At 68.3% G+C, this 11,541-nt stretch carries 14 protein-coding genes; 5 read left to right on the plus strand and 9 right to left on the minus strand.

What is annotated here, in order from left to right; genetic code table 11:
* Position 1: 1 nt before the first annotated feature.
* Positions 2-253 carry a phosphoribosylformylglycinamidine synthase subunit PurS gene (purS, locus tag AB4Y75_RS10680; protein WP_441435860.1) on the minus strand — a complete coding sequence of 84 codons (252 nt, stop codon included), beginning with the start codon at positions 251-253 and terminating at the stop codon, positions 2-4.
* A 223-nt stretch (positions 254-476) separates the two neighbouring features.
* Between purS and AB4Y75_RS10685 the strand changes: the two genes are divergently transcribed.
* The 3 genes from AB4Y75_RS10685 (at position 477) to AB4Y75_RS10695 (ending at position 4,668) form a co-directional block, all read left to right on the plus strand.
* A complete protein-coding gene (locus AB4Y75_RS10685; protein ID WP_441435861.1) occupies positions 477-914 on the plus strand; it encodes a YchJ family protein in 438 nt (145 codons plus the stop codon).
* A 159-nt stretch (positions 915-1,073) separates the two neighbouring features.
* Complete coding sequence (locus AB4Y75_RS10690) at positions 1,074-1,367, plus strand: DUF1540 domain-containing protein (RefSeq protein WP_066215003.1); 294 nt, start codon at positions 1,074-1,076, stop codon at positions 1,365-1,367.
* A 151-nt stretch (positions 1,368-1,518) separates the two neighbouring features.
* Positions 1,519-4,668, plus strand: coding sequence for a S8 family serine peptidase (locus AB4Y75_RS10695; RefSeq protein ID WP_441435862.1), 3,150 nt, complete (start codon positions 1,519-1,521; stop codon positions 4,666-4,668).
* 178 nt (positions 4,669-4,846) lie between these two features.
* Here the strand turns inward: AB4Y75_RS10695 and AB4Y75_RS10700 are convergent, their stop codons facing one another.
* From AB4Y75_RS10700 to AB4Y75_RS10720, 5 genes are all read right to left on the minus strand, one after another.
* Positions 4,847-5,329 carry a GNAT family N-acetyltransferase gene (locus tag AB4Y75_RS10700; protein ID WP_441435863.1) on the minus strand — a complete coding sequence of 161 codons (483 nt, stop codon included), beginning with the start codon at positions 5,327-5,329 and terminating at the stop codon, positions 4,847-4,849.
* 148 nt (positions 5,330-5,477) lie between these two features.
* A complete protein-coding gene (locus tag AB4Y75_RS10705; protein WP_441435864.1) occupies positions 5,478-5,825 on the minus strand; it encodes a serine protease inhibitor in 348 nt (115 codons plus the stop codon).
* Positions 5,822-6,769, minus strand: coding sequence for a 3-methyladenine DNA glycosylase (locus AB4Y75_RS10710; protein WP_441435865.1), 948 nt, complete (start codon positions 6,767-6,769; stop codon positions 5,822-5,824). The genes AB4Y75_RS10705 and AB4Y75_RS10710 overlap by 4 nt, the downstream gene beginning before the upstream one ends.
* A gap of 48 nt (positions 6,770-6,817) precedes the next feature.
* Complete coding sequence (locus AB4Y75_RS10715) at positions 6,818-7,393, minus strand: serine protease inhibitor (RefSeq protein WP_441435866.1); 576 nt, start codon at positions 7,391-7,393, stop codon at positions 6,818-6,820.
* 56 nt (positions 7,394-7,449) lie between these two features.
* Positions 7,450-7,905 (minus strand): MarR family winged helix-turn-helix transcriptional regulator, encoded by a 456-nt coding sequence (locus tag AB4Y75_RS10720; protein WP_441435867.1) that lies wholly within the window; start codon positions 7,903-7,905, stop codon positions 7,450-7,452.
* 128 nt (positions 7,906-8,033) lie between these two features.
* Between AB4Y75_RS10720 and AB4Y75_RS10725 the strand changes: the two genes are divergently transcribed.
* Complete coding sequence (locus tag AB4Y75_RS10725; protein WP_441435868.1) at positions 8,034-8,258, plus strand: hypothetical protein; 225 nt, start codon at positions 8,034-8,036, stop codon at positions 8,256-8,258.
* Positions 8,259-8,375: 117 nt separating this feature from the next.
* Positions 8,376-8,570, plus strand: coding sequence for a hypothetical protein (locus AB4Y75_RS10730; RefSeq protein WP_441435869.1), 195 nt, complete (start codon positions 8,376-8,378; stop codon positions 8,568-8,570).
* 88 nt (positions 8,571-8,658) lie between these two features.
* Here the strand turns inward: AB4Y75_RS10730 and AB4Y75_RS10735 are convergent, their stop codons facing one another.
* The 3 genes from AB4Y75_RS10735 to recR all read right to left on the minus strand — a co-directional run bounded on the left by AB4Y75_RS10735 (position 8,659) and on the right by recR (position 11,471).
* Positions 8,659-10,026, minus strand: coding sequence for an aspartate kinase (locus AB4Y75_RS10735; RefSeq protein WP_441435870.1), 1,368 nt, complete (start codon positions 10,024-10,026; stop codon positions 8,659-8,661).
* Between the two features lie 163 nt (positions 10,027-10,189).
* Positions 10,190-10,798: a GNAT family N-acetyltransferase gene (locus tag AB4Y75_RS10740; RefSeq protein WP_441435871.1), complete on the minus strand. Its 609-nt coding sequence runs from the start codon at positions 10,796-10,798 to the stop codon at positions 10,190-10,192.
* A 79-nt stretch (positions 10,799-10,877) separates the two neighbouring features.
* Positions 10,878-11,471, minus strand: coding sequence for a recombination mediator RecR (recR, locus tag AB4Y75_RS10745; protein WP_066214750.1), 594 nt, complete (start codon positions 11,469-11,471; stop codon positions 10,878-10,880).
* Positions 11,472-11,541: the final 70 nt, after the last annotated feature.

Here is an 11,541-nt window from a genome sequence, read left to right on the forward strand (position 1 = left end):
GTCAGGCCTCGACGACCTGGACGCTGACCACGTCTTCGATGACCGGGTTGGAGAGCAGGGTCTCGGCGGCGTCGCGGGCCTTGGCCAGGATCTCGTCCGTCACCTCACCCTCGACCTCGAGCTCAAAGCGCTTGCCCTGGCGGACCGACACGAAATCGGTGAAGCCGAGGCGGGGCAGCGCGCCCACGATGGCCTTGCCCTGCGGGTCAAGGATTTCGGGCTTGGGCATGACGTCGACGACGATCCGGGGCATCCGGCAACTCCTGTGTGCGTGCGTGCGTTGAACCTGGGCCGGGTGTCGCCCCAGGCCAGGGCCGTCACGGAAGTGTTGCCGTCTCACGCGCTTCCCGCTTCCGCGCATGGACTCCCGGAGGAGATGAGGGGCGGGGAAAACGGTGGCAGCGACGCTCCGCGAGCTTGCACCTCCCATTCTACCGGGTGTGCCCGGGCCTCCGCGCCGTGTTTAGGCTATGTGGATGAGCGCCCGGAAGACCCCTGCCCCTGGTCCCTGTCCCTGCCTGAGCGGGGACTCCTACGACGCCTGCTGCGGACGCTTCCACGCGGGGGAGGGCCTGCCTCCCACGGCCGAGGCGCTCATGCGGAGCCGGTACAGCGCCTTCGCCGTGCTGGACGAGGAGTACCTGCTGGCCACCTGGCATCCGGACACGCGTCCGGCGGACCTGGAACTGGACGAGGACCTCCGCTGGCTCAGGCTCGACATCACCGCCACCGCGGCGGGCGGCCCCTTCGACACGGAAGGGACCGTGGCCTTCCGCGCGCATTACCGCGCGCCGGCGGACGACGACGGCGGCGCGGCGCCGTCGTCGTCCCGGGCCGTCCGTGGCGTGCAGGAAGAGGTGAGCCGCTTCGTGCGGGAGGGCGGGCGCTGGTACTACGTCGACGCTGTTGAGTGAGGGCCGACGCCGTGGGGTGAGTGGAGCGCGTGCGGTAAGGCCTTCCTGGTCTCATTAGCGAAAACACACATACGCATTTCCTCCGGGTCAAATCGCCGCCGACGGTCGTACCGTGGAAGAAGCGGGGACCCCCGCTGCGACGAACCAGCAGGAGGAATGATGAGCACTCACGTCACCGAAGTGTCCGCTTGCAGTGTGGATGCCTGTTCGTTCAACCATGACGGTTGCACGGCATACGGCATCACGATCGGCGGCAGCGACCACCACGCCCAGTGCGCCACGTTCATCGACACGAGCTCCCTCGGAGGCCTGCCCAAGGTCCTGGCTCACGTGGGCGCGTGCCAGCGCAGCGAGTGCCGGCACAACGATCACCTCATGTGCGGTGCGCACGACGTGAAGATCGGCCCCGGCGCCGAACGCGCGGACTGCCTCACGTATGACCCGGCCGGCTGATAACAAACTGTGAAATAACCCTGTCATAACTGGGTGCTGCTCCATTAGGGTAAGAGTCAACCTGAGTGTGAGCCGCGTAACAACGCGGCCGGTCGGGCATGACCCCTCCGGTCAAGGGACTGGAGGACCTTCGTGAAAGGTTCACGCACCCATGAGAAGAACAGGGAAGAGTTTCCTGCGCGGCAGGGCGCTCACCAAGGCCCTCGCGGCAGGTGTCAGCATCCCCGTGCTCCTGAGCACGGCCGTCATGACACCGGCCCAGGCCGTGCCCACCGTGGTTCCCGGTCAGAGCAGCATCCAGCAGTTCCAGGCGGGCCGCTACATCGTGGTCCTCGCCGAGAAGCCGGCGGCGAGCTACGACGGCGGCACCGCGGGCCTCGCAGCCACCAAGCCGGAGGCGGGCCGGAAGCTGGACGCCGGTGACCAGAACGTCCAGCGATACCGTCAGCACCTCCAGTCCGTCCAGAAGCAGGTGGCCGGCCAGGAGGGCGTCTCCATCAAGCGCAGCTTCTCCACGGCGCTGAACGCGTTCTCCGCCCAGCTCAGCGCCGAGCAGGCGAGCAAGCTGGCCAAGGATCCCAAGGTGCTGGCCGTGGCCCCGGACCGGCAGTACGCCCCGGACTACTCCAGCACTGATTACCTCAAGCTCCCGGGCAAGACCGGCCTCTGGCAGCAGCAGCTGGGTGGCGCGAAGAACGCCGGCAAGGGCGTGGTGGTGGGCGTGATCGACTCCGGTTACACCCCGTCCAGCCCCTTCTTCGCCGGTGATGAGGTCAAGCCCCTGCAGGGCACCCCGAAGGTGGGCGTCCCGTATCGCAACGAGGATGGCAAGATCGCCATGCTCAAGTCGGACGGCGAGACGTTCGTCGGTGACTGCCAGGCGGGCGACGGCTTCGAAGGCACCGAGTGCAACTCCAAGGTCCTCTCGGCCCGTTACTTCGCCGATGACTTCCTGAACACCGTCCCGCCGGAGCACCGCGCGCCGGAGGAGCTGATCTCCCCGGTGGACGTCGGAAGTCACGGCACCCACACCGCCAGCACCGCGGCCGGCAACTCCGATGTCCGCGCCAACCTCGGCGACCGGGACATGGGCATCACGAGTGGTGTCGCCCCGGCGGCCAAGCTCTCCATCTACAAGGTCTGCTGGGAGGACGACGACCCGGACACCGGCGGCTGCTACTCCTCCGCCTCCGTGGCCGCCATCGATCAGGCCATCCTGGACGGCGTGGACGTTCTGAACTACTCCATCTCCGGCAGTGCCACGAGCACCACGGACCCGGTCTCCCTGGCCTTCCTCTCCGCCGTCTCAGCGGGCGTCTTCGTCTCCGTCTCCGCGGGCAACAGCGGTCCCACCGCGAGCACCGTCAACCACGGCGCCCCGTGGCTGACCACCGTGGCGGCGAGCTCCTTCACGAGCGAACTGCAGGGCACGGTCGAGTTCGAGGATGGCAGCAAGTTCCGCGGTGCCAGCCTCATGGCCACCGAGGTCCCGTACAGCAACCTGGTCCTCTCGGGGAACGCCGCCTCCGGCACCGGGAATGCGAACCTCTGCGCCCCCAACAGCCTGGACCCCTCCAAGGTGACCGGCAAGATCGTCGTCTGTGACCGTGGCGTGGTGGACCGCGTCTCCAAGAGCGCCGAGGTCAAGCGTGCCGGCGGCGTCGGCATGGTCCTCGTGAACCTGAGCGCCTCGAGTGAGGATGTGGACATGCACGCCGTGCCCACGGTCCACGTCAACCCGCCGGCGACGCAGCAGATCAAGGACAAGGTCACCGCGAATCCGGCCATCAAGGCCCGCCTGGTGAACCATGACACCACCGGCCTTCCGGTGGACCCCCAGCCCCAGGTGGCCGGGTTCTCCTCCCGTGGCCCGCTTCTGGCGTCCGGTTCCGATCTGCTCAAGCCGGATGTCGCCGCCCCCGGCGTCGCCGTGCTGGCCGGTGTCTCCCCGATCGCGGAGCACGGCGCGCTGTTCGGCATGATGTCCGGCACCTCCATGGCCTCGCCGCACATCGCGGGCTTCGGCGCCCTGGCTCTCTCGAAGAACCCGCAGTGGTCGCCCGCCACCATCAAGTCGGCGCTCATGACCACCGCGACGGATCTGAAGAAGGCCGATGGCAGCAAGGACAAGGACCTCTTCGCCACGGGCGCCGGTCAGGTCAACCCCGCCGGGTTCCTGAACCCCGGACTCGTCTACGACGCGGGCCAGGACGACTACCTGCGGTACATCCAGGGGCTGGGCTTCGATCTGGGCATCCCGGGTCTCGGAGCCACCAAGACCCGCGACATGAACGTCCCGTCCTTCGCCCTCGGCAACCTGACGGGCCGTATCGAGGTCACCCGCACGCTCACCGCGCTGACCCCGGGCCTGTACCGGGCCGTGGTCAACGTCCCGGGTGTCAACGTCAAGGTCACCCCGTCGGTGCTGAACTTCAACGCCGCCGGGCAGAAGAAGACCTTCAAGGTCAGCTTCGAGAACGCCGGCGCGTCGCTGGGCCAGTTCGCGATGGGCCAGCTGAGCTGGCAGGGTGCGGGCAAGAGCGTCACCTCCCCGATCGCGGTCCGTCCGCAGTCGGCTGTGGCGGCGACCAACCTGTCCTTCACCAGCTCCAAGGGCACGGACAAGGCCACCTTCCCGGTGACCTCCGGAAGTGACCGTCCGACCAGGATGACGCTGGACGGCCTCTCCAAGGCCGACGCCACCCAGATTCAGCTGGTCCCCGGTCCGGCAGGTGACCAGCCGGACGCCTCCAATGCGTCCAAGACCGTGACCGTCCCGGCCGGCACGCCGTTCGCCCGGTTCGCGGTGGTGTCCTCGCAGGACAACGCCGATTTCGATCTGGTGGTCCTGGGCCCGAACGGCAAGGTCTACACGGCGGCCACGGCCTCGGCGAGTGAGTCGGTGTCGCTGACCAACCCCGAGCCGGGTCAGTACACCCTGCTGGCCAACCTCTACGCGAGCCCGGACAACCAGTCCGTCAAGGCGAGCCTGGAGGCTTCGGTGCTCGGAGCCTCGGTGGGCAATGCGACGGTGACGCCGAACCCGCTCGTGCTGAAGAACGGCAGGACGGCGGACGTCACGCTCGCCTGGAAGGGCCTGACCCCGGGCTCCTACATCGGGCGCGTCAGCTATGCCGGGTCCTCGGTGCAGACCTTCGTCAACGTCGTGGTGACCGGCACCGGAGCATCGGTGGCGGCACCCGCCGCGGAGAGCCCGGATGCCGGGGTCCGCGCCAAGGCGGAGCAGGAACTGCAGAAGCGTCCCGACCTGAACCAGGAGGACGCTCCGGCGGCCGGTTGATCCGGAGCGCCGAGTGACGCGGAAGGGCCGGTGGGACATGATCCCGCCGGCCCTTCCGTCGTTGACGGGCCGTTTTTCCCGCCGGACGCGTCACTCTCTCCGGACGTGCACGGCTCGTGTGAGATCTCCGACCCACGCCGGCCGGTGAACCCAGTGCGAGTCAGGGTTCCTGGATGGGTCAGAGCTCCTTGAAGTACACGGCGACGGGGATCGGGGTGCAGCCCAGCTCCTCGTACAACGCCCGGGCGGGTGCATGGAAGTCATCGCCGCCCGTGGAGATCTCCACGATCCGGGCTCCGTCCCGCCGCATCCGATCCATGGCGTGCTCGCACAGGGCTCGCGCGATCCCGCGTCCGCGGTGTTCGGCGTCGACGGCCAGGAGTGTGATCTCGCCGTGGCCCCGCACGGGGTCCGTGTGCCAGGCGATGTATCCGAGCAGGACGCCGTCCTCCTCGGCGACGCTGAAACCGTTGCCGGGCGCCGTTTCCAGCAGGGAGCGGAGCTCTTGACGGTAGTCGCTCCGCCATGCGCCGTGCTGCACGGCGTAGACGGTTTCGCCCAGGAGCGGGCGGAAGGATTTCTCGTAGAACGGTTCGAAGACCCTCATGGTGAGGTCGAGCAGGGTGCTGAAATCATGAGGTGCGGAGCTGCGGAAATGCACGGGAGGCCTTTCGCCAGGGCCCGGAGGCCGGTGTTCACAGGACACGGCGGAACCCCGGGCCGGCACACGGCGACCGGGGTTCAGTCCTGCCGGGTCCTGCCCGCTGCGAAGCACTCCATGGTTCGGATCCTACGCTCCGCGGCGCCGATCAGGCCTGTCCGCCCAGCAGCGGCGCCAGCGCGTCCCAGCGGGCGGTCTCCCGGGAGTCGGAACGGCTGAACCGACGGTCCACGGTGCGACCGTCGAGCGTGCCCGTGACGCGGGCGTGCTGTTCCCCTCCGAAGACGGGACGCGCCACCGACTCGGCCGCCCCCTTCCGCGGGAGGGCGGGAAGGAGCAGCCGAGCGCCATGCCGCACGACGGCGTCGTACGCGGCCTGCGGATCAGGCATGGTCGAGTCGGGGCCGGGACCGTCCGGCCCGCCGACCAGGCGGAAGGTCGCCTCGGCGGCCCCGGGGGCGGGGACGAGGGTGACGGTGAGGTCCATCGCGGTCATCGTGTCTCCTGAGAGGTGGTCGGGACGGCCTGGTCCAGGAGTTCCAGGAACCTGCGTCGGAGTTCCTGAGTCTCCTCGGCGAAGCCCCGCTGCTGCGCCACGTACTCCGCCTTGCCTTCGGGGGTTTCGATGCGGATCGGTTCGTAACCCCACGCGGCGAGGTCGTACGGCGAGGCCTTCATGTCCATGGCCCGGATCCGGTAGGACAGTTCGAAGCAGTCCATGAGGAATTCGCTCGGCAGCAGGGGAGTGAGCTTGTAGGCCCACTTGTAGACATCCATGTTGGCGTGCAGGCAGCCGGGCTGCTCCAGGTCGCGCTGGGTCTCCCGGGTGGGCTGGAGCTCGTTGAGCGGCGAGGCGTCCGGCGTGTAGAAACGGAAGGCGTCGAAATGGCTGCAGCGGATCCGGTGCCCTTCGACCACCTGGTCTGTGGCCTGGCCGCCGAGCCGCAGGGAGAGGTACTCGTGGCGCAGCTCGAACTTCTCCTGCCGGTAGACCATGGCCCATTCATGGAGTCCGAAGCAGCCGAACTGTGCCGGGCGGGCCAGCGTGCCGCCCAGGATGATGCGGGCGAAGTCCACCGCCTCACGCCGGTCCGCCAGGAAGGCGTCCACGTCCACGGTGACCGCCACCGTGGACTGTGCCAGCCCGAGCGCGTCGCGCTCGTGGGCGGTGAGGGGCCGGTAATGCTTCCAGTTCTCGCGTTCGCGGGCGGCGGGTCCGAGCAGTACAACCCCGGAGCCGGGATGCCAGCGGCGGAGCTGTCCGGGCTTCAGCGTGTAGTAGGTGAAGAGGAAGTCCTCCACGGGGTGTTTCCGGCCGGTGTGCCGCCGTTCCAGGAAGGGCGCCGCGTACCGGTCCACGCGGTCCGCATGCTCCTGGGCGCACGGCAGCCATTCGTCCTCGGTCAGGACGCGAACGGCGGCGGGGGCGGTGGTGGGCACGTCTCCATTATCGCGCCTCGTCGGGTGGGATGATCGACGCCGGCGACGTCAGACGTTGGCCCCGGCCTCGCCGAGCAGCGGGCCCAAGGTGGTCCATTGGCTGATCTTGCAGCCGTCGGTCCTGCTCAGGGAGAGGCCGACGGTCTTGCCGCGGACGGTTCCCTTGACGGTGGCGGTGGCCGGGCCGCCGTATTGCTCGGTACATGCCTGTGCGGTGCTCTTGGCGGCTGGGAACAGGTACGCCGGATGGTCCTCGACCAGGGCGCAGGCCTCGTCGGCGATCGGGACCGTGGATTCCGGCTTGGCGGTCTTGCCGGAGCAGATCAGCCTGGTCTCGGTGGGCTTGGCGCCGGGTTTCGCGGTCACGGTGATGGTCAGGTCGGCCGTGGCCGAGGCGTCCGGTGCCGGGTGGTCGTCGGTCGACGGCGGAGCGGTGGGCAGCGGACTCTGCGAGGGACTCGAGGAGGGGCTCGCCGAGCCGGTGCCGCCCGGCGTCGTCGGCCCGGGGGACGGCGTGGCGGATGGTGTGCACGCGGCGAGAGCGAGCGCTGCCGAAGCGGTGGCCAGTCCCAGGAGGGCGGTCCGCAGGCCGGAGGCTGTCCTGGACGGGTTGGGCTGGGACATGGCGGCTCCTTGCTCCGGATCGATGCTCCCAGTGTAGGCGCGCAGGGCCCGGCAGGTCAGGCGTCCGCGGTGGCCGCTTCGATGAGATTGTGCATGGCCTTGTTCAGGACCATGACTTCCTCGCGCGTGAGCTTGAGCCGCTTCATCATGGCGGGCGGGACGGCGCGGGCCTTCTCCTTGAGCGCCAGGCCTTCCGTGGTCAGTTCCACGTCCAGGGCCCGGGCGTCCTGGGTGTTGGGTGTGCGCCGGACGTAGCCCATGTCCTCCAGGCGTCGCAGCAGAGGGGAGATGGTGGCCGGCTCGTGCAGGAGCTGGGCGCTGACCTCTTTGACGCTCAACGGATTGTGGTCCCAGAGAGCCAGCATCACGAGGTACTGGGGGTGCGTCAGGCCGAGCGGTTCGAGCACCGGACGGTACGCCTGCACCACGGTTCGCGAGGCGACCGTGAGTGCGAAACACAGCTGGTTCTCGAGGGAGAGGTCTATGTCGGCGTTCGGTTCCACGGGGTCCATCCTATCGTCCGGGTTGTCAAGGCCTTGTCGAGAGGCCCCGCCCCCGATTAGTTAGTGTACTAAACAATTGCTATGCTGAGCAGGTCGAGGATGCTCTGAGGAGCCAGCCCCTGAACCGAGGGAGAGAGATGAACGACGAGAACTTCACGCAACGCTTCATGCGGGCCACCGGCAAGTTCCGGGCGGTCTTCGGACCGGCGAACCGCAGTGCGCTGGACCATGAGATGACCGAGGAGAACAAGGTTCTCCTGGCTCAGCGCCAGGCCGAGACGCTCCAGTGGGAGACCATGACCCGGCCGGACGGCAGCACGTACGTGGTCTCGCGGAATCCGGACGACCATTCCCTCCGCTGAGCAGCGCAGGCTCCGGGAATCCCCACCGCGCAGGGTCTTTTCCCGCCGGGCGGACTTAAAATGGACTTAAGCGCCTGGGGCGGAGGGACTGCCCGGCGTGGGCAGGAGGTGGCAGGCATGACCACGAAGACCGAGAAATTCATGCACCTCACGGAGAACGCCGCAAAGCTGTTCGGCCCCGCGTCGCATGGCGACCAGTCGGCACCGGTGGTCCACCGGCACGACGAATTCGAGGAAGCCTCGCAAGAGGACCTCAGCCATTTCGAGATCGAAACGGATTCCCAGGGTCACCACTACGCGACACGTAAGTGACTCATCCCGGGTCCAGCACCCTTAACGCGGACGACGASGGCGGTTCCCCGCCGTCGTCGTCCGCGTTAAGCAGCCGGTGCCCCCGTCCTCAGCGGCCGGTGCCGCCGTACACGGTGGCGGTGGCGTCGCCGTCGAGCTCGAACGCCTTGTGGATGGCGCGCACCGCGTCATCCAGCAGATCCGCGCGGGTCACCACGGAGATGCGGATCTCCGAGGTGGAGATCATGTCGATGTTGATTCCTGCGTCGGAGAGCGCCTTGAAGAACGTGGCGGAGACGCCCGGGTGGGAACGCATGCCGGCACCGATCAGGGACAGCTTGCCGATCTCGGAGTTGTAATCGATGCTCTCGAAACCGATCTCCGGCTGCGCGGCGCGAAGTGCCTCCAGCGCATCGGCGCCCTCGACGATCGGGAGGGTGAAGGAGATGTCAGTGTGGCCCGTGCCCTTGGTGGACACGTTCTGCACGATCATGTCGATGTTCGAGTGCGCCTTGGCGATGACCTGGAAGATCGCGGCGGCCTTGCCGGGGATGTCCGGGACACCCACCACGGTGACCTTGGCTTCGGAACGGTCGTGTGCGACGCCGGAGATGATTGGCTGCTCCAAGGCAACTCCCTCTTTGATGGTGATCTTGTCATCGGGGCTGGGCAGGACCCAGGTGCCCTCGTGCTGGCTGAAGGATGAGCGGACGTGCAGCGGCACGCCGAAGCGGCGGGCGTACTCGACGCAGCGCAAGTGCAGGATCTTCGCGCCGGACGCGGCCAGTTCGAGCATCTCCTCACTGGAGATGGTCGCGATCTTCTGGGCGGAGCCGACCACGCGCGGATCCGCGGTGAAGATGCCGTCCACGTCCGTGTAGATCTCGCAGACATCGGCGTCCAGGGCGGCGGCGAGCGCCACGGCCGTGGTGTCCGAGCCGCCACGGCCCAGCGTGGTGACTTCCTTGGTGTCCTGGCTCATGCCCTGGAACCCGGCGACGATCGCGATGTGGCCCTTGTCCAGAGCGGTGCGGACGCGGTGCGGATCCACGTCGATGATGCGGGCCTTGCCGTGGATGGCGTCCGTCAGCATGCCGGCCTGCGAACCGGTGAAGGACTGAGCCACGGCGCCCTGCTTGTTGATGGCCATCGAGAGCAGGGCCATGGAGATGCGCTCGCCGGCGGAGAGGAGCATGTCCATCTCGCGGGCCGGAGCGCCGTCCGTGACCTGTCCGGCCAGATCCAGCAGCTCATCGGTGGTGTCACCCATGGCGGAGACCACCACGACGACGTCGTTGCCCGCGTTTCGGGCGGCCACCACGCGGGCGGCCACGCGCTTGATGCCGTCGGCGTCCGCCACGGAGGAGCCGCCGAACTTCTGGACGATGAGCTGCTTGGTGGTGCCGGTGGCGGGCGTGCCGGCCCCGGGCTCGGTGGTCAGTTCTGCTGCGGGCAGCTCACTGGTGGGCAGACTCATGCATGGACCCTTACTGGTCGGGCGCCGGGTGGCACCAGGTTCTGGGGGTGGCGGACCTCTGCGTCCGTGACGTGCGGCCCGGGCAGGGCGCAGACCGCGTGCAGCCATTTTATCGCCGTCGTCTCGCAGTGCGGAAAATGTGACTCACATGCTGGACCCGGCGTCAGGCCGGGTCCTGGCGGTCCAAACGGAAGCGGATGGACGGCAGGCCCTTGCCGCTCTGGTCCTGTTCGGCGGTGAACCAGCGGTCCGGGGTGAATCCCAGGCTTTTCAGCAGCGCCTGGGACGCGAGGTTCGGTTCGAAGACGCCCGCGAAGGCGGTGCGGATGTCCCGTTCCGTGAACAGCCAGTTCACCAGGGCCTTCGCGGCCTCCCGGCCGTAACCCTGCCGGTGATAATCCGGGTCCAGGACGTAGCCGAGTGCCGCCTGACCCGGTTCGAGGTGCCCGGGTTCCGGGGGAGTCCGGGTGGTCCAGGTGCTCGCCTCGCCGATCACCTGCCCGGTGGCCCGCAGCTCGAGGGCCCAGGCATGCCTGAAGACGGTGGCGGTGGACGCGGTGGCGCGCTCTCGGTCCGAGGCGATCCGGTCGCGCACCGCCGTGGGATCCAGCGGTTCGTGGGACAGGTACCGCGTGGTCTCCTCGCTGCCGCGGATCTTCTCCAGGGCCGGGGCGTCGGAGAGCTCGGTGGGACGGAGCACCAGGCGGTCCGTGGCGATGGGCGTGATGGGCGGTGCGGGCTGGGCGCCCAGAGGAGTCCCGGAGATGGCCATGAGGCCAATCTAGTACGGACGTTCAGCGATTCCCTGCCAGGTGCGTCCGGTCACGGGGCGTGGTCTGATCCGGTCCTGGTCAGACCGCGAGTCTCCCGGCGAACGCCCGGCCCAGGGTGGCCTCGTCCGCGTACTCCAGGTCCCCGCCCACCGGCAGGCCGGAGGCCAGGCGGCTGACGTTGACGCCGATCGGCTTCAGGGTGCGGATGAGGTACGTCGCCGTGGCCTCGCCCTCCACGTTGGGGTCCGTGGCGATGATGATCTCCTGGACCGTGTCATCGGAGAGCCGGGTGAGGAGTTCCCGCACGCGGAGCTTCTCCGGGCCGATCCCGTCGATGGGGCTGATGGCGCCACCCAGCACGTGGTAGCGGCCGCGGAAGCTCCGGGTCCGCTCGACGGCCATGACGTCCTTGGACTCCTCCACCACGCAGATGATGCTGGCGTCGCGGCGAGGGTCACGGCAGATGCTGCACGTGTCCTGCTCGGAGACGTTGCCGCAGATGGTGCAGAACTTCACCCGGGTCTTGACCGCCGTGATGGCCTCGGACAGCTTGCGCATGTCCTCCGCGTCCGCCTCGAGGATGTGGAAGGCAAGCCGCTGCGCGGACTTGGGGCCGATCCCCGGCAGGCGTCCGAGCTCGTCGATCAGCTCTTGAACAGCGCCCTCGTACACGGCGTCCTCTTTTCGTACGGTTCAGTCATTCGGCTGCAGCTCACGTTGTCACTGCAGTTCGGTCCCGGGG

Source organism: Arthrobacter sp. RAF14, assembly GCF_052114185.1.
In the GTDB taxonomy this organism is placed as follows: Bacteria; Actinomycetota; Actinomycetes; order Actinomycetales; family Micrococcaceae; genus Arthrobacter_E.